Source organism: Rubrobacter calidifluminis (assembly GCF_028617075.1).
GTDB lineage: Bacteria > Actinomycetota > Rubrobacteria > Rubrobacterales > Rubrobacteraceae > Rubrobacter_E > Rubrobacter_E calidifluminis.
In genome coordinates this window covers 1-17,399 of sequence record NZ_JAQKGV010000029.1, presented here as the reverse complement: position 1 = coordinate 17,399, position 17,399 = coordinate 1, and the positions used below count along the sequence as shown (strand labels likewise).

At 68.1% G+C, this 17,399-nt stretch carries 16 protein-coding genes; all 16 read left to right on the top strand.

Going from position 1 to position 17,399, the window contains the following annotated elements:
- Nucleotides 1-687 (top strand): MFS transporter (locus tag PJB24_RS15250; protein WP_273847400.1); only part of this gene is annotated, 687 nt, incomplete at its 5' end.
- A 30-nt stretch (nucleotides 688-717) separates the two neighbouring features.
- Nucleotides 718-1,635, top strand: a complete 918-nt coding sequence (locus tag PJB24_RS15245) for an EamA family transporter (protein ID WP_273847398.1) — start codon at nucleotides 718-720, stop codon at nucleotides 1,633-1,635.
- Nucleotides 1,632-2,309 carry an MBL fold metallo-hydrolase gene (locus PJB24_RS15240; protein ID WP_273847396.1) on the top strand — a complete coding sequence of 226 codons (678 nt, stop codon included), beginning with the start codon at nucleotides 1,632-1,634 and terminating at the stop codon, nucleotides 2,307-2,309. Before PJB24_RS15245 ends, PJB24_RS15240 begins: the two co-directional genes overlap by 4 nt.
- Before the next feature lie 105 nt (nucleotides 2,310-2,414).
- Nucleotides 2,415-3,167, top strand: coding sequence for a GntR family transcriptional regulator (locus tag PJB24_RS15235; protein ID WP_273847394.1), 753 nt, complete (start codon nucleotides 2,415-2,417; stop codon nucleotides 3,165-3,167).
- A gap of 16 nt (nucleotides 3,168-3,183) precedes the next feature.
- Nucleotides 3,184-4,377, top strand: coding sequence for a Gfo/Idh/MocA family protein (locus tag PJB24_RS15230; protein ID WP_273847392.1), 1,194 nt, complete (start codon nucleotides 3,184-3,186; stop codon nucleotides 4,375-4,377).
- On the top strand, nucleotides 4,374-6,305 hold the full coding sequence (locus PJB24_RS15225) for a bifunctional 5-dehydro-2-deoxygluconokinase/5-dehydro-2-deoxyphosphogluconate aldolase (RefSeq protein ID WP_273847389.1): 1,932 nt from the start codon (nucleotides 4,374-4,376) through the stop codon (nucleotides 6,303-6,305). The genes PJB24_RS15230 and PJB24_RS15225 overlap by 4 nt, the downstream gene beginning before the upstream one ends.
- A 44-nt stretch (nucleotides 6,306-6,349) precedes the next feature.
- Nucleotides 6,350-7,390 (top strand): inositol 2-dehydrogenase, encoded by a 1,041-nt coding sequence (gene iolG, locus PJB24_RS15220; protein WP_273847388.1) that lies wholly within the window; start codon nucleotides 6,350-6,352, stop codon nucleotides 7,388-7,390.
- A 2-nt stretch (nucleotides 7,391-7,392) separates the two neighbouring features.
- Entirely contained in the window at nucleotides 7,393-8,532 is a 1,140-nt protein-coding gene (locus tag PJB24_RS15215) for a Gfo/Idh/MocA family protein (protein ID WP_273847386.1), read from the top strand.
- Nucleotides 8,529-9,569: a Gfo/Idh/MocA family oxidoreductase gene (locus tag PJB24_RS15210; RefSeq protein ID WP_273847384.1), complete on the top strand. Its 1,041-nt coding sequence runs from the start codon at nucleotides 8,529-8,531 to the stop codon at nucleotides 9,567-9,569. Before PJB24_RS15215 ends, PJB24_RS15210 begins: the two co-directional genes overlap by 4 nt.
- A complete protein-coding gene (locus tag PJB24_RS15205) occupies nucleotides 9,566-10,462 on the top strand; it encodes a sugar phosphate isomerase/epimerase family protein (RefSeq protein ID WP_273847382.1) in 897 nt (298 codons plus the stop codon). Before PJB24_RS15210 ends, PJB24_RS15205 begins: the two co-directional genes overlap by 4 nt.
- Nucleotides 10,459-11,493 carry a sugar ABC transporter substrate-binding protein gene (locus PJB24_RS15200; RefSeq protein ID WP_273847381.1) on the top strand — a complete coding sequence of 345 codons (1,035 nt, stop codon included), beginning with the start codon at nucleotides 10,459-10,461 and terminating at the stop codon, nucleotides 11,491-11,493. Before PJB24_RS15205 ends, PJB24_RS15200 begins: the two co-directional genes overlap by 4 nt.
- 100 nt (nucleotides 11,494-11,593) lie before the next feature.
- On the top strand, nucleotides 11,594-12,616 hold the full coding sequence (locus PJB24_RS15195) for a sugar ABC transporter substrate-binding protein (RefSeq protein WP_273847378.1): 1,023 nt from the start codon (nucleotides 11,594-11,596) through the stop codon (nucleotides 12,614-12,616).
- 48 nt (nucleotides 12,617-12,664) lie between these two features.
- Nucleotides 12,665-13,693: an ABC transporter permease gene (locus PJB24_RS15190; RefSeq protein ID WP_273847376.1), complete on the top strand. Its 1,029-nt coding sequence runs from the start codon at nucleotides 12,665-12,667 to the stop codon at nucleotides 13,691-13,693.
- A 2-nt stretch (nucleotides 13,694-13,695) separates the two neighbouring features.
- Nucleotides 13,696-14,511 carry an ATP-binding cassette domain-containing protein gene (locus tag PJB24_RS15185; RefSeq protein ID WP_420541970.1) on the top strand — a complete coding sequence of 272 codons (816 nt, stop codon included), beginning with the start codon at nucleotides 13,696-13,698 and terminating at the stop codon, nucleotides 14,509-14,511.
- A 21-nt stretch (nucleotides 14,512-14,532) separates the two neighbouring features.
- Nucleotides 14,533-16,413 (top strand): 3D-(3,5/4)-trihydroxycyclohexane-1,2-dione acylhydrolase (decyclizing), encoded by a 1,881-nt coding sequence (gene iolD / locus PJB24_RS15180; protein ID WP_273847372.1) that lies wholly within the window; start codon nucleotides 14,533-14,535, stop codon nucleotides 16,411-16,413.
- A 12-nt stretch (nucleotides 16,414-16,425) separates the two neighbouring features.
- Nucleotides 16,426-17,229, top strand: a complete 804-nt coding sequence (iolB, locus tag PJB24_RS15175; protein ID WP_273847371.1) for a 5-deoxy-glucuronate isomerase — start codon at nucleotides 16,426-16,428, stop codon at nucleotides 17,227-17,229.
- Nucleotides 17,230-17,399 lie beyond the last annotated feature (170 nt).

The following is a 17,399-nucleotide window of genomic DNA, read 5'->3' as shown; positions in this document are numbered from 1 at the left end:
GCCTCGGCGGGGGTGGGGGTGTCGGAGCACCTGCTCGGGATCGGGGCTTCGATGGCGGTCGTCGTGGCCCTCGCCTACCGCCGCCTGCTCCCGGCGAGGACGGACGCCAGCGCCACCGGCCCCGCCTTCGCCCGTCCGACGCGGGCGCTCGCCGGGCTCGGGATGATAGCCTTCTGCGTGCTCCTCGGGGAGGGGGCGATGGCCGACTGGAGCGCGGTCTACCTGCGCGGGACGCTCGGGACCGACGCGGGGTTTGCGGCGCTCGGGTACGCCGCCTTCTCGGTCGCGATGGCCGCCGGGCGGTTTGCCGGAGACCGGCTCCTCTTCCGCTTCGGGCCGCGGACGGTGGTGAGGGTCGGGGGGCTGCTCGCCGCGGTCGGCTTCGGTTGCGGGCTGCTGCTCGGCGAGCCGGTGGCGGCGCTCGCCGGCTTCGCCTGCGCCGGTGCGGGGTTCGCCACGGTCTTCCCGGCGGCCTTGAGCGCCGCGGGCCGTACCGGGGCGATGCCCTCCGGCCCGGCCGTTGCCGCCGTCTCGACCAGCGGCTACCTCGGCTTCCTGGTCGGCCCCCCGACGATAGGTTTCGCCGCGGACCATGTCGGGCTCGGGGCGGCGCTCTATCTGATCGTGGCGCTCTCCGCGGCCGTGGCCGTGCTGGCCGGGACGACGGAGGCCGGTGGGAAGGGCTGAAGGCGGGGCGGGTGCTAGACTCGGGATGGAATGTCTCCTTTCAGGTGGCAGGTAGGGTCGTTCGCGCGCCGGGCTTCCGGCGCTTTGCCGCCCCAGGCGTTCGTGCTCGGGTCGGTGTTCTCCGTGCAGCTCGGCGCGGCGGTGGCAAAGAGGCTCTTCGGCGTGCTCGGCCCGGAGGGGACGGTGCTGCTGCGCGTCGGGTTCGCGGCCGTGGTGCTGCTCGCTCTGTGGCGGCCCAGGATCAAAGGCCGCTCCCGCTCCGAGATGCTCACGGCCATCCTCTTCGGGCTCGCGCTGGCGTTGATGAACCTCTCGTTCTACTCGTCGATAGCCAGGATGCCGCTCGGCGTGGCGGTCACGCTGGAGTTCAGCGGCCCCCTCGCCGTGGCGGTCATCGGGTCGAGAAGGCTGGTCGACCTCCTGTGGGCGGCGCTCGCGGCGGCCGGCATCCTGCTCCTCGCCCCGCTCGGGGTCTTCGGTCACCCGGGCCTCGACGTGACCGGGGTGGGCCTGGCGCTCCTCGCGGGTTTCTTCTGGGCCTGCTACATCTTCCTGAACGCCCGCACAGGCAGGATCTTCCCCGGCGGCAGCGGGCTCGCGATCGCGATGTGCGTCGGGGCGGTGGTGCTGCTTCCGGTCGGAATCGCATACGGCGGCGCAGCGCTCCTCGAACCGCACGCCCTCTTTATGGGCTTCGCGGTCGCCATGCTCTCCTCCGCGATACCCTACTCGCTGGAGATAGAGGCCCTGAGGCGGCTCCCGCCTCGCGTCTTCGGCGTCCTCATGAGCCTGGAGCCCGCCGTCGCCGCGCTCGTGGGTTTTATGGTCCTGGGTGAGAGCCTGGAAGCGAGGTCCGCCGCGGCCGTCCTGCTGGTGACGGTGGCCGCCGCCGGCTCTTCTTTTCGTCCAGGGCCCGCGGGTGAACGAAACGACAGGGAGGAGAGATGAGGATAAAGTGGTACGGGCACGCCTGCTTCCGGCTGGAGGACGGCGTCTCGGTGGTGACGGATCCTTACGACCCGGAGGTCGCGGGCCTCGAACCCGTGGACGAGCCGGCCGACGTGGTGGTCGCAAGCTCTCTCTCGGACCCCTACCACTCGTGCTTCGGCATGGTGCCGGGGGACCCGCGCCTCGTCGATGCGCTCGGGGTGGCAAAGGGGGACGGTGTCGTGGAGGTGGAGGGCGTCCGTATCGAGGCCTTCCCGACGATGGAGAGCGTGGAGCACAAGGCCGCCCCCGAGGAGAACGCGATGTACCGCATCGAGCTCGGCGGCCTCGCCGTGCTGCACCTCGGTGACGTGGGCAACCCGCTCCCGGAGGACCACCTGGAGCGGCTGCGGGGCCGGGTGGATGTTCTCCTGGCGCTGGCCGGAGGCCCCCCGACGATGGAGCTCGACGACCTCCAGTACGCGATAGAGGAGATCGGAGCACGCCTCGTGATCCCGATGCACTACAGGATACCGAACCTCACCATCGCCGGTAACATCCTGCCGGTGGAGGAGTTCTCATCCCGCTTCCCCGAAGACGCCATCATCAGGGCCGGCTCCCCGCAGGCCGAGATCACCCCACAGACCCTCCCCGATAGACTCCGGATCCTCATCCTCGAGCCAGCCTGCTCCTGAGACGCCCGGACTTCCAGGCTATATTTACGTGCTATTGACAATACCTAAGAATGTATTTACAATACCCCAACCATGGGGAATGGAGAGGAGAGAGGCGGGGCACGCGTGGGCAGAGGGCTGCGGGGTGTGAGGCTCGATCACAACAGTCCGGTACCGCTCTACCACCAGGCGGCGAGGGAGATCGAGCGGGCGATCGAAGACGGGCGGCTGCCGCGGGGGAGCAAGCTGGAGAGCGAGGTCGAGCTTGCCGAGCGGCTCGGGATCAGCCGTCCGACGATGCGTCAGGCGATAAAGCAGCTGGTGGACAAGGGGCTTCTCATAAGGCGGCGGGGCATCGGGACGATAGTCGCGCCGCGGCCGGTGCGGCGGGCGGTGGCGCTCACCAGCCTCTACGACGACCTGAAGAAGGCCGGGAGGGAGCCCGAGACGCGGGTTTTGAGCTTCAGGAGGGGGCGGTGTCCGGCGGAGGTTGCGGACGAGCTCGGGATCGGGGCGGGGGATCGGGTCTTCATCTTCGACCGGCTGCGCATAACCGACTCGGGAGATCCGGAGCCGATCGCGCTGATGCACAACGTGGTGCCGGCGGGGATCCTGGAGATAAGCCGCGAGGATCTGGAGGAGACCGGGCTCTACGAGGTGTTCCGGAGGGGTGGGGTGACGCCGCACGTGGCCACCCAGCGCATCGGGGCGAGGAAGGCCGGGGAGAAGGAGGCCGAGCTTCTGGAGATAGAGGCCGGGGATCCGGTACTGACGATGACCCGCGTGGCGTACGACACGGAGGGGCGGCCCATAGAGTACGGCTCGCACTGCTACCCGGCCGAATCCTACTGGTTCGAGATGATGCTCGTGGACATGTGAGGGGGTGGGAGGAGACGTGAGCGCGAAGATCGGTATCGGGGTGATCGGGCTCGGGTGGATGGGGCAGGTGCACAGCCGGGCCTACCTGCGGCTCTTCCACCACTATCCCGAGTCTCCACTCAGGCCGCGGCTCGTCGTGGCCGCCGACGCGGTCGAGGAGAGGGCGCGGCGGACGGCGGAGCTTCTCGGGTACGAGAGGTGGACGACCGACTGGCGGGAGGTCGTCGACGACCCCGAGGTCGAGGCGGTGAGCATCGCCGCCCCGAACTATCTGCACCGGGAGATAGCGGTCGCCGCGGCGAGGGCTGGCAAGCACATCTGGCTCGAGAAGCCCTGCGGCAGGTTCCCGGAGGAGACCTACGAGATCGCACGGGCCGTGGAGGAGGCCGGGGTGAGGAGCACCATCGGGCTGATGTACCGCCACGCGCCGGCGGTCGAGTACGCGAAGGAGATCATCTCCTCTGGGGAGCTCGGCGAGATCACGCACTACCGGGGTTACTTCCTGGCGGATTACGCCGCCGACCCGGGCGGTGCGCTCACCTGGCGCTACAGGCTCGAGGGCGCGGGCCTCGGGGTGCTCGGGGACATCATGCCCCACACGGTGGACCTGGCGCAGAACCTGCTCGGCCCCATAGAGAGCGTCTCGGCGCAGAAGGAGACCTTCATCAAGGAGAGACCGGAGGTGCCCGAAGGGATGGGGACGGGCCATTTCGTCGTCGAGGGCGGTGAGATGGGCGTCGTCGAGAACGAGGACTACGTCAGCTGCCTGGTGCGCTTCGAGAGCGGGGCGCGCGGGACGATCGAGAACAGCCGCGTCTGCGTCGGGCCGCACGTCAGGAACGGCTTCGAGGTGAACGGGACCCGCGGCGCGCTCTCCTGGGACTTCCAGAGGTTGAACGAGCTGCAGGTCTACAGGCCGGACCCGACCGGCGAGAGGGGATACCGCACCGTCTTCGCCGCACCCGGGATGGGGGATTTCGAGCGGTTTCAGACGGGCGCTGGCATCTCGATGGGCTACGACGACCTCAAGGTCACAGAGGCCTACAAGTTTCTCACCTCCATCGCCGGGGACCGGCAGAAGGAGCCGTCCATGCGCGAGATCGTCTCGGCGATACGGGTCGTGGAGGCGATGGACCGATCCTGCGGATCGGGACTCTGGGAGCCGGTCGAAGGGGCGAGGACCGGAGCCGCATCCGGAGGAGAAGCATGAGCGCGGAGCGGACCACGCTGGATCTCGTCTGCATCGGGCGCACCTGCGTGGACCTCTACGCCGAGCAGGAGGGGGCGAAGCTGGAGGACGTGCAGTCCTTCCGCAAGTACGTCGGGGGGAGCGCGACGAACATCGCGGTGGGCACGGCGCGCCTCGGGGTTAAGAGCGCCATGCTCACCCGCGTCGGCGGCGAGCCGTTGGGCCGCTACGTGAGGAAGACCCTGGAGGAGAACGGGGTGGACGTGAGCCGGGTGCGCCTCGACCCCGACCACCTCACGCCCTACGTGCTCCTCGCCGTGCGCGAGTCCGAGGGGTTCCCCCGCGTCTTCGCCTACGGGGAGGCCGCCGACATGGCGCTTTCGGAGGAGGACGTGGAGCCGGAGTTCGTCGCCTCCGCGAAGGCGCTGCTCGTCACCGGGACCCCCCTCTCGCGGGAGAGCAGCCGGGCGGCGTGCCGCAAGGCGATCGAGGCCGCGCGACAGAGCGGAACGAGCGTCGTCTTCGACCTCGACTACCGGCCCGTCTTCTGGGGGGTCGCCTCGCACGGGCGGGGCGGCGAGATGTTCGTCGAGAGTACGGAGGCGACGCGGGTCTACCGCTCCGTGCTGCCGGAGTGCGACCTCGTCGTCGGGACGGAGGAGGAGATCAGGATAGCCGGCGGCTCGACAGACACCCTGGCGGCGCTCCGGAGCATCCGCGAGATCTCCGGGGCCACCATCGTGCTCAAGATCGGGGCGCTGGGGGCGGTGGTCTTTCCGGACGAGATCCCGGGTGGCGTCGAGGAGGGCGTCAGGGTGCCGGGCTTTCCGGTCGAGGTCTTCAACTCCGTGGGCGCGGGGGACGCGTTCATGAGCGGGTTCCTCTCCGGGTGGTTGAGGGACGAGCCCCTGGAGGAATGCCTCAGGCTCGGCAACGCCTGCGGCGCGATCGTCGTCTCCCGACACGGGTGCTCCCCGGCCATGCCCACCCGCGAGGAGCTGGAGTATTTTTTGTCGCTGGACGAGAGGCCACGCCGCCTCAGGGACGACGCGTGGCTCGAGCACCTGCACCACGCCACCACGCGCCGCGCGCCGGAGGAGCTGCACGTGCTCGCCATAGACCACCGCTGGCAGCTCGAGGAGATGGCCGACGAGCTGGGGGTGGACCGCGGGCGGCTGCGGGAGCTGAAAGTCCTCCTCGGGCGGGCGTTCCGGCGGGTCGCGCGGGAGGATCCCGCCGCGGGGCTGCTCGTGGACGACGTGTACGGCGGGGGAGCGCTGGACGATCTCACCGGGGGAGGGTTCTGGATCGCACGCGCCGCCGAGGTGGCGAAGAGCCGACCGGTGGAGCTCGTAGGGGGGGCGAACTTCGCCGCCGTCTTGCGGACCTGGCCGCAGGAGCACGTCGTCAAGTGCAACCTGTACGCGCATCCGCAGGACGAGGCGGGGATCAGGGAGCCGCAGGAGCGGAGGGTGAGGCAGCTCTACGAGGCGTGCCGGGCGAACGACCGGCTGCTCCTCGTCGAGGTGCAGGCCCAGCGGGGGACGGACTACAGCGAGGAGGACCTCGCCGCGCTCCTCGAGCGCTTCTACGCCCTCGGCGTGTACCCCGACTGGTGGAAGCTCCCGCCGAGCACGGAGTCCGGCGCCTGGAAGAGGATAGGGGACGTGATCCGGGAGCACGACCCCCACTGCGCCGGGGTGCTCGTCCTCGGGCAGGCGCTCGAAGAAGAGCGCCTCGCCGAGAGCTTCGAGGCGGCCTCCCGCGAGCCTTTTTGCCGGGGGTTTGCGATCGGCCGGTCCATCTACGGCGGGGCCGCGCGGCGCTGGCTCGCGGGCGAGGTGGGAGACGAGGAGCTCGTATCCTCTGTCGCCGCATCCTACGGGCGGATGATCTCGCTCTGGCAGGAGCGCGGCGCACGTCACGTCGGACAGGGTGCCACGGGATGAGCTGAGAGACGAAGACCGGTGGGGGAAGGAGGAGTCACAGAGAGATGGAACCGGTGCGCGTAGGGTTGGTGGGGCTCGGGAGGATCGGGCGCTTCCACGCCGGGAACCTCGCCGGGCGCATCCCGCGGGTGGAGCTGGTGCGCGTCGTGGACGCCGATGAGGAGATCGCGCGGAAGATCGCCCGCGGGCTCGGCGTGTCCGGGTGGTCCACCCGCTACGAGGATCTTCTCGAGGATCCCGGGATAGAGGCCGTCGTCATCGCCAGCCCGACGCCGCTGCACGCCGGGATGGTCGAGGCGGCCGCCCGGGCGGGCAAACACGTCTTCTGCGAGAAGCCCCTCTCGCTCGACATGGGGCGCACGCATGAGGTCGTCCGGGCCGTCCGCTCGGCGGGCGTCAGGATGCAGGTCGGCTTCCACCGCCGCTTCGACCCCGACTACCGCGCCGCGCGCGAGAAGATCGCCGGAGGCGATGTCGGTGAGGTCTACCTCTTCCGCACCTCGCTGAGGGACATGCGCTCCCCAGGCTTCGAGTACATAAAAGGCTCCGGCGGCTTCTTCGCCGACGTGACGCTGCACGACTTCGACACGGCCCGCTGGATGATCGGGGAGATAGAGGAGGTGACCGCCTTCGGCGCGGCGCTCTCGGACCCCGGTTTCGAGGAGGTAGGGGATATAGACAACGCCGTCGTCGCGCTGCGCTTCGTCACGGGAGCCCTGGGGGTCGTGGACAACAGCCGGGTCGCCGGCTACGGCTACGAGTGCTCGAGCGAGGTCATGGGGTCCAAAGCGACGCTCAGGATAGACGACCACCGGCGCTTCGCCGTGCAGACGCTCACCCCGGGGCGGATGTGCCAGGATTACGTCTCCGACTTCGTCGAGCGTTTCGCCGAGGCCTACCGGAGGGAGATGGAACACTTCGCCGCCGTCGTCCGCGGCGAGGTCGATGCGAAGCCGGATGGTGCGGACGCTGCGGCGGCCTTCGCCCTGGCCCGGGCGGCCGAGCGCTCCTACCGGAAGGGGAGGACGGTGCGCCTGGTGCCCGTCGAGAGGGACGGAGAGGTCCTCTACGAGGAGGTGGGTTAGGGGTGGGCGAGATCGGGGTCGGCCTCGTCGGCTACGGGTTCATGGGCCGGGTGCACTCCAACGCCTACCGGCAGGTCGCGCGCTTCTTCGACGTGGACCCGGCTCCCAGGATGGTCGCGATCTGCGGCCGGAGCGAGGCCGCGGTGCGCAGCGCCGCCCGCAGGCTAGGGTGGGAGGGCTGCGAGACGGACTACGAGCGGCTGCTCGAGCGCGACGACGTCCAGCTCATCGACATCTCCTCCGCCGGGGATACCCACTGTGAGTTCGCCGTCGCTGCGCTCGAGGCCGGGAAGCACGTCCTGTGCGAGAAGCCGCTCGCCAACACGCTGGAGGAGGCGCGCAGGATGGCGGAGGCCGCCCGCAGGGCCGGCACCGTGAACATGGTCTGCCACAACTACCGGCGGGTTCCGGCGGTGCAACTCGCGAAGAGCCTCATAGACGAGGGGCGGCTCGGGGAGATCCGACACTGGCGCGCCGTCTACCTGCAGGACTGGCTGCTCGACCCCGAAGCCCCGCTGACCTGGCGGCTCAGGAGGGAGACCGGAGGGGCCGGGCCGCTCGCCGACCTGGGCTCGCACCTCATCGACCTCGCGCACTTCCTCGTCGGCCCGATAGCCGAAGTCGTCGGGACGGCCGGGACCTTCGTCAGAGAACGACCGCTCCCCGGGGGGGATGGGATGGGCGAGGTGACGGTGAACGAAGCGGCGGCGTTCCTCGCGCGGTTCGAGAGCGGGGCGATCGGGACGTTCGAGGTCTCCCCGCTCGTGCCGGGGCGCAAGGCCCACGAGTGCTTCGAGATCAACGGCTCGAACGGGAGCATCGTCTTCGACCTGGAGAGGATGAACGAGCTTCGGGTGTACTTCGAGGACGAGGCGGAGACGGCGGGCTTCAGAACCATCCTGGTGACCGAGCCGGAGCACCCGTACATGGAGGGGTGGTGGCCGCCGGGGCACACGATCGGCTACGAGCACACCTTCGTGCACACGGTCAAGGACCTGCTGGAGGGCATAAAGGCCGGCGAGAGCCCCGCGCCGACCTTCGAGGACGGCTACCGCTGCCAGGCGGTGATAGACGCGGTGGAGCGTAGCCTCGAGAGCGGCGGGTGGGCGAAGCCAGAGATATACGGGGAGATGAGGCGATGAGCGTCGATAACCGGGAGAAAGTTCGTGTCGGGATCGTCGGCGTGGGAGCGATGGGCACCAGACACGCGGACAACCTCCATTGCCTGGTGACCGGTGCCGAGGTGACTGGGGTAACCGACGTCGACAAAGCGAGGGCCACGGCGGTCGCCGCCCGCTGTGGTGCGAAGGTCTTTGAGGACGAACAGGCTCTCCTCGAGGGCGTGGACGCGGTGGTCATTGCCTCTCCCGGCGACACCCACGCCGAGCTGGTCCTGGAGTGCCTGCGGCGGGGCAGGCCGGTCTTGTGCGAGAAGCCCCTGGCAACCAGCCCGGATGACGCCCGCCGGATCGTCGAAGCAGAGGTCGAGCTGGGAAGGAGACTGGTGCAGGTCGGGTTCATGCGTCGCTACGACCGGCGACACCTCGAGGTGAAGCGGATAGCCTCAGAAGGTTCCCTCGGCCGTCCTCTGCTGTTCAAGGGGGTGCACCGCAACCCGGAGGTGCCGCCGCACTGGGACTCCGAGTTCGTCATCTTCGACGCCGCCGTGCATGATCTGGACTCGGCCCGCTGGATGACGGGCCGGGAGGTAGAAGAGGTTTACGTGCGCGGCGTACACAACAGCTCCACTTTGAACGACGACACCCTCGATCTCCAGCTCATACAGCTCGTGATGGCTGATGGGTGTCTGGGGACGATAGAGGTCTTCGTCACGGCAGATTATGGCTACGAGGTCGGAGCGGAGCTCGTCTGTGAGCTGGGTTCCGTGCAGACTACCCTCCCGGCCGATGCTGTGGTGCGCCGGTCGGGTGCTGCCTCCCGCGGAGTCCACGGAGGCTTTCTCGAACGCTTCCCCGAGGCGTATGTCGCCGAGGTCCGGGACTGGGTGAAGGCGATCAGAGACGGCAGGCCCCCCGGCGGGGCGAGCGCGTGGGACGGCTACATGTCTGCCCTTGCGACTGCAAGTTGCGCCGCCTCGCTGCACTCAGGGAGACCCGAGCGCATTCCGTACGTGGAACGTCCCGAACTCTACGAAGAAGGCCTGGGGGTGTCCCGATGAGAGGTGGAGGGCACATCGCGGGTGCGCCCGTGTCGTGGGGGGTCATCGAGATCCCGGACTGGGGGTACCAGATGCCCGTCGGGAGGGTGCTCGAGGAGGCCGCCTCGCTCGGCCTCGAGGCGATGGAGGCCGGTCCGGAGGGCTTCTTGCCGGACGACCCTGCCGAGGTCAGAGCGAAGCTGGCCGAACATGGCTTGAGCCTCGTGGGGGGCTTCGTCCCCGCCGTGCTGCACAGGCCGGAGGTTTTGGAGGAGGAGCTCTCGTTCGTCGAGCGGCGGGCGCGCTTCTTCGAGGCGGCCGGCGCCGGGGTGATCGTCCTCGCCGCCTCCACCGGTTCGGAGAGCTACGAGAAGGCCGTCGAACTGGACGAGGGTGGCTGGAGGGCGCTCTTCGAAGGGCTATCGAGGGTGGAGGAGATCGCCGACCGGCACGGCCTCGCGGTGGCGCTGCACCCCCACTACGGGACCGTCATCGAGACCGACGAGGCGCTCTGGCGCTTTCTGGAGGGCTCGGAGACGGGGCTGTGCCTGGACACCGGGCACCTTGTCATAGGGGGCAGCGACCCGGTCGAGGTGGCGAGGAGGAGCGCACGTAGGGTGAAGCTCGTCCACCTCAAGGACGTGGACCGGAGCCTGGCGGAACGGGTCGCAAACAGAGAGCTCAGCTTCAAGGAGGCGGCCGGGCGTGGTATGTTCCGGCCCCTCGGCGAGGGGGACGTCGACGTGGGCGGGGTGGTGCGCCACCTGGAAGAGGGTGGTTACCCGGGCTGGTACGTGCTTGAGCAGGACACCGTCGTGGATTGCGAACCTGAGGTTGGCGATGGTCCCATAGAGAACGTGCGCAAGAGCCTTTCGTACCTTCAGGGAGAGCTGGAAAAGGAGGCAGGGAAATGAGCGGGGAAAGGGAGACGAGCCGGATGGAGATAAGCCGCAGGGATCTGCTGCGGGCCGGAGGGGTGGGTATTGCCGGGACTGTGCTGCTCGGAGCGGCCGGATGCGGAGGCTCGCAGCAGGCGAGTAGCTCGAAGTCCGGCGGAAAACAGGGGCTCGTCAGCCGTGGCGACATACATATAGAGATGCCGACCCACATGATACCTCCAGACCCCAACACTGCGATAATGCAAAACGGAGCGGAGCAGGCCGCGAGAGACATGGGCGTCAGCGTGAAATTCCGGGGGCCGGACCAGTTCAGCATGCCCCAGATACGCCAGATCTTCGAGTCCTCGATAGCTTCCAACCCCAGCGGCATCGCCGCGACGCTGCCCGATGCCAGCGCGCTGGGACCCGAGATCCGCAAGGCTGTAAACAAGGGTATACCCGTAGTGCTTTTCAACGCCGGGCTGGATCACTGGAAGCAGCTCGGGGCTCTGACTTACTTCGGCCAGACGGAGTACGAGGCCGGCGTAGAGGCCGGAAAGCGGATGGCGCAGGCGGGCGTGAAGTCGGCGCTCGTCATCAACCACCAGCAGGGCCAGCTCACGCTGGAGACGAGGTACAGGGGGGTCAAGAAGGGGCTCGGCGGCAGCGTGAAGGAGGTGGCGGTGGACGGATCGGATCCCACCGCCATGCGCAACGGGACGGCCAGCGCGCTCAAGCAGAACCCGGACGTGGACGGGCTCATAACACTCGGCCCCGAGGCCGCCGTGCAGGCGTTAAGGGCGATCAAATCGGTCGGCCGGAGCGGCCAGGTCAAGGCCGCAACCTTCGATATCTCGCCCGAGGTGCTTAAGGACGTGCGCGACGGCAACCTGCTGTTCGCCATAGACCAGCAGATGTTCCTGCAGACCTACCTCTCGGTCGTCACCCTGACGACCTACATCCAGTACCTGCTTTCTCCGGTGAGCGCGGTGCCTACGGGTCCGGACTTCGTGATCAGAGACATGGCGGACAAGTTCATCAAGCTGAGCAGGCAAGGCATCCACTAAGGACATGAGGAGGCGGTGAGCGAGAAGCATCTTCATAGAGCGCAGGCGCTACCCGGAGTGTAACCTGGAGCTTCCAGTAGTAGGAAAGGAGGAGCAAGACTTGATCGAGGACAGCGCAGAGCGCGGGAGCTTCAGCCGCAGGGATTTCCTGAAGGCTGGCGGGGTGGGTATCGCGGGAGCCGCGATACTCGGGGCAGCCGGTTGCGGAGGCTCGCAGCAGGGCTCCAGCAGCAAGAGCAATGGCAAGCAGGGGCTCGTCAGCCGCGGAGACATCCACATCGAGTTCATCAGCCACGGCCCGGCCTCCGATCCGTTCTGGTCGGTGGTGATCAACGGCATAAACCAGGCCGAGAAGGATCTCGGGGTGAGCGTGAAGTACCGGGCCCCGGATACCTACAGCGTCCCTCAGATCCAGCAGAACTTCGATTCTGCGATAGCCTCGAACCCGAGCGGGATCGCAGCCACCGTCGCGGACGTCAGCGCGTTCGGCCCGAAGGTGAAAAAGGCGGTGAGCAAAGGCATCCCGGTGGTGATGCTCAACGCCGGGCTCGATGCCTGGCAGAAGCTCGGCGCGCTCAACTACGTGGGGCAGACCGAGTACCAGGCCGGGGTCGAGGCCGGGAAGAAGATGGCCCAATCCGGGGTGAAGTCGGCGCTCGTCATAAACCACCAGCAGGGTGTCGTCACGCTGGACCAGCGGTTCGAGGGCTTCAAGAAGGGCATCGGCGGCAACGCCAGGCAGATCGCGGTCAACGGCAACGACCCCACCGCGGTGCGCAACGGGGTGAAGACCGCCCTCAAGCAGAACCCGGGCGTCGACGGGCTGCTCACGCTGGGACCGCAGGGTGCCCTGCCGACCCTGCAGGCGCTCAAGGGCAACAACAGGATAAAATTTGCCACCTTCGACCTGGCTCCGGAGATCCTCCGGGCGGTGAGGGACGGCAGGATGCTCTTCGCTATAGACCAGCAGCAGTTCCTGCAGGGGTACCTGCCGGTGGCCTTCCTGACCACCTACGTGCAGTATCTGCTGCACCCGATAGGCGTCGTGCCGACCGGTCCGGCGTTCGTCACCAAAGACAACGCGCAGAAGGTGATCAGCCTGAGCAAGGAAGGTATCCGCTAGGAGAGGGGGCTACGGTCCCCTCTCCACGGGAGAGGAGGTTTGACGCTGATGGCGCAGACAGCTACGGCCGATGAGAGGGTACGTCAGGTAGGTATTTTGCGCAGGTGGCTCACCCGGCCGGAGCTCGCGGCGGTCGCCGGGGCAATCCTGGTCTTCGCGTTCTTCGCGATCGTCGCCGGGGACTCTGGTTTTCTGACGCTCGGGGGGACGGCGAGCTACCTGGAGGTCGCGGCGCAGCTCGGGGTCGTGACCGTTCCGGTCTCGCTCCTGATGATCGCCGGGGAGTTCGACCTCTCGGTGGGCTCGATGGTCGGGGCGGCGGGGATGCTGATCGCGCTCGGGGTGACGCAGTTCGGATGGCCGCTGTGGCTCTCGATAGCGGCGGCGATCGTCTTTGCGGCCCTGGTGGGGCTGTTCAACGGGTACGTGGTCATAAAGACCAGGCTCCACTCGTTCATCGTGACGCTGGGGATGCTCTTCGCACTGCGGGGGCTGACGATCGGGTTCACCCGTCTCATAACCAGCCGCACCCAGATAGGCGGGCTCGATTCCGCGACGCACGGCAGTCCCCTGCGGCCGATCTTCGCCGGGACGGTGGGGGGATTCCCGGTTTCGATCATCTGGTGGCTGGTCCTGGCCGCGATAGGGACCTGGGTGTTGCAGAGGACGGTCTTCGGCAACTGGACGTTCGGGGCCGGCGGGGACCCGGACGCGGCGCGCAACGTCGGGGTGCCGGTCGACCGGGTGAAGATGACGCTCTTCGTGTGCACGGCGGTCTCCGCGGCGCTTCTGGCGGCGATACAGGTTCTTGCGGCCGGTTCTGCGGACGTGCTGCGGGGAGAGAACCTGGAGCTGCAGGCGATAGCCGCCTCGGTCATAGGCGGGGTGCTGCTGACGGGGGGTTACGGCTCGGTGGTGGGCGCGCTCTTCGGGGCGCTCATCTTCGGCATGGTGCAGCAGGGCATCTTCTTCACCGGCGTCAACACCGACTGGTTTTTGGTCTTCGTCGGGGTGATGCTGCTGGTGGCCGTGCTGTTCAACAACTACATCCGCAAGCGGGCTTCGGAGGCCAGGTGATGATGAAAGAGACGACGCCCATCCTGGAGGCGAGGGGGGTCTCCAAGTACTTCGGCAAGGTCGTGGCGCTCGAGGACGTCTCGATGGGGGTGAGATCCGGGGAGGTGATGTGCCTGCTCGGGGACAACGGGGCGGGCAAGTCCACCCTGATCAAGATCCTCTCCGGCGTCCACCGGCCCGACCGTGGTTCGATCCTGGTCAACGGCGAGGAGGTCGTCTTCGACTCGCCGCGCGACGCCATAAGCCACGGCATCGCCACCGTCTACCAGGATCTGGCGATGATCCCGCTGATGGGCATCTCGCGCAACTTCTTCATCGGGCGGGAGCCGGTAAAGAGGGTGGGGCCGTTCAAGATGTTCGACGCGGCCAGAGCCGACCGCATCACCCGCGAGGAGCTCCGGAAGATCGGCATAGAGCTGCGCGATACCTCCCAGCCGGTCGCCACGCTCTCCGGCGGCGAGCGGCAGTCGGTGGCGATAGCCCGTGCGGTCTACTTCGGGGCGAAGGTCCTGATCCTCGACGAGCCGACCAGCGCCCTCGGGGTGAAGCAGGCGGCGATAGTTCTGCGCTACATCGCCCGCACCCGCGAGCAGGGCATAGGCGTCATCTTCATCAGCCACAACGTACACCACGCCTACGCCATAGGCGACCGGTTCACCGTCCTCAACCACGGGCGCAGCATGGGCACCTTCGAACGCGAAGAGATCAGCATAGACGAGCTCGAGCGGATGATGGCCGGGGGCGCGGAGCTCGAGAGGCTGAGCGCCGAGCTGCAGAAGATGGGGTCCGAGCCGCCGGCGGGCGAGAGACCCGAGTGAGAGAGGAGGAGGTGGTGCGATATGGGCACCGTGAGGCTCACGACGGCGCAGGCCCTCATCAGGTTCCTGTCCAACCAGTACACCGAGCGTGACGGCGTCGAGCGCAGGCTCTTCGGCGGGATCTTCGGGATCTTCGGCCACGGCAACGTCGCCGGGATCGGACAGGCCCTGCACGAGTACCGCGACCTGATCACCTACTACCAGAGCCGCAACGAGCAGGCGATGGTGCACACCGCCGCGGCCTACGCCCGCCACAACAACCGCCTCCGCACGCTGGCGTGCACCACCTCGATCGGCCCCGGCGCGACCAACATGGTCACGGGGGCGGCGCTCGCCACCGTGAACCGCCTCCCCGTGCTGCTCCTGCCCGGGGACATCTTCGCCTCGCGCACCCCCGACCCCGTCCTGCAGCAGCTCGAGACGCCCCACGACGGGACCCTCTCGGTCAACGATTGCTTCAGGCCCGTCTCGCGCTACTGGGACAGGATCTACCGCCCCGAGCAGCTCATCCCGGCCGCCCTCTCGGCGATGCGGGTCCTCACCGACCAGGCCGAGACCGGGGCCGTCACCCTCGCGATGCCCCAGGACGTGCAGGCCGAGGCCTACGACTTCCCGGAGGAGTTCTTCGAGAGGCGGGTGTGGCACGTACCGCGACCGCTCCCGGACCGGGAGAGCCTGGAACGGGCTCTGGATCTCGTACGTGAGGCCCGGCGGCCCCTGATCGTGGCGGGGGGAGGCGTGATCTACTCGGAGGCCACAGAGGTTCTGAAGGGCTTCGCCGAGAAGACCGGTATCCCCATCTGCGAGACGCAGGCCGGGAAAGGCTCGCTGCCCCACGGCCACCCGCTCGACCTGGGCCCGGTGGGCCCGAACGGCTCGCTCGCCGCGAACCGCTTCGCCAGAGAAGCCGACCTCGTCATCGGCATCGGCACCCGCTACACGGACTTCACCACCGCCTCCAAGACCGCCTTCCAGAACCCCCGGGTGAGGTTCGTCAACATAAACGTCGCCGCCTTTGATGCGGCCAAGCACGCCGGCCTCTCGCTGGTCGGCGACGCGCGGGCCACCATCGAGACCCTCTCGGAGGCGCTCTCCGGGTACGAGGTCGAGGACTCCTACCGCAAGGAGGCCGCACGGGCCGTAGAGGAGTGGGACCGGGAGGTGGAGCGGCTCTGCAACCTCGGGCACGAACCGCTCCCGGCGCAGAGCGAGATAATCGGGGCGGTGAACGCCTTCTCCGAGCCCCGTGACGTGGTCGTCTGCGCCGCGGGCTCGATGCCGGGGGACCTGCTCAGGCTCTGGCGCACCCGCGACCCCAAGGGCTACCACGTCGAGTACGGCTACTCGTGCATGGGATACGAGATAGCCGGCGGTCTCGGGGTTAAGATGGCCGACCCCTCGCGCGAGGTCTACGTGATGGTGGGCGACGGCTCCTACCTGATGATGAACGCCGAGATCGCAACCTCCATCCAGGAGGGTTACAAGCTCACCATCGTCCTGGTGGACAACGCGGGCTTCTCCTCGATCGGCTCCCTCTCCCGCTCGGTTGGCGCCGAGGGGTTCGGCACCCACTACCGCTATCGCAAAGACGGCTCGATCGGCCTGGACACCGAGGAGTCCCCCGGAGAGGTGCTGCCCGTCGACCTGGCCAGAAACGCCGAGTCTCTGGGCGCACACGTCATACGGGCGAAGACCGTGGGGGAACTCAAGGGCGCCCTGGCCGAGGCGAAGGAGGTGGAGAGGACCGTCGTGATCCACATACCCGCAGACCGCTACGAGGGCGTGCCGAACTACGAGTCGTGGTGGGACGTGCCGGTGGCCGAGGTCTCCGGCAGGGAGCCGGTACGAAAGGCACGCCGGGAGTACGAAGAGAACAGGCGCCTCCAGCGCCGCTACCTGTGAGGAGGTGAGTCTTTGCCAGAGATCGTCGTCCCCAGCCGCGCCGAGCCCGACCCGGACGGCACCCTCGTCCGGGTGACCCCGGAGTCCGCCGGGTGGGGCTGGGTGGGCTTCGAGGTCGTGAGGCTCGAGGGCCCGGGGATCCTGAAACGCGACAACGAGGGCCAGGAGGTCTGCCTGGTGCCGCTCTCGGGGACCATCCGGGTCTCCGGGGAGGCGGGAAGCTGGGAAGAGGTGGGAGGCCGCAAGAACGTCTTCGACGGGCTGCCGCACGGCCTCTACCTCCCACCCGACGTCTCCTACACCGTGGAGGCGACGACGGGGCCGGCCGAGGTCGCCCTGTGCTGGTCCCCGGCCGAGCGTGGAGCGGAGCCGCTGCTCGTCGGGCCGGACGACATAGAGGTCGAGCGGCGCGGGAGCGGCGCCTTCGAGCGGGAGGTGCGCCCCATCCTGATGGCCGACCGTCCCGCCGAGCACCTGCTCGTCGTCGAGGTCATCACCCCGCAGGGCCACTGGTCGAGCTACCCGCCGCACAAGCACGACGTCGAGGACCCGCCGCGTGAGACCTACCTGGAGGAGACCTACTACCACCGTCTGAGACCGGAGGGAGGCTTCGCGCTGCAGCGGGTCTACAGCGGGGACCGCTCCCTCGACGAGACGGTGAGCGTGCGCGACGGGGACGTGGTGCTGGTCCCGAGGGGCTACCACACCGTCAGCGCCCCGCCCGGCTACGATCTCTACTACCTCAACGTCATGGCCGGGCCGGTGAGAGAATGGGCCGTAAGCAACGACCCGGACCACGAGTGGCTGCTAAAGTGATCTCGTGACAGACAGGAAAGGAGGAGCGATGCAGAAGACGCAGTGGAAGGTGCGCAACCTCATCGGGGGGGAGTGGCAGAAGAGGGAGGATCTGCCGACAGAGCCCGTCTACAACCCTGCTACAGCAGAAGTCATAGCCCAAACCCCCCTCTCCACAAAAGAGGATGTGG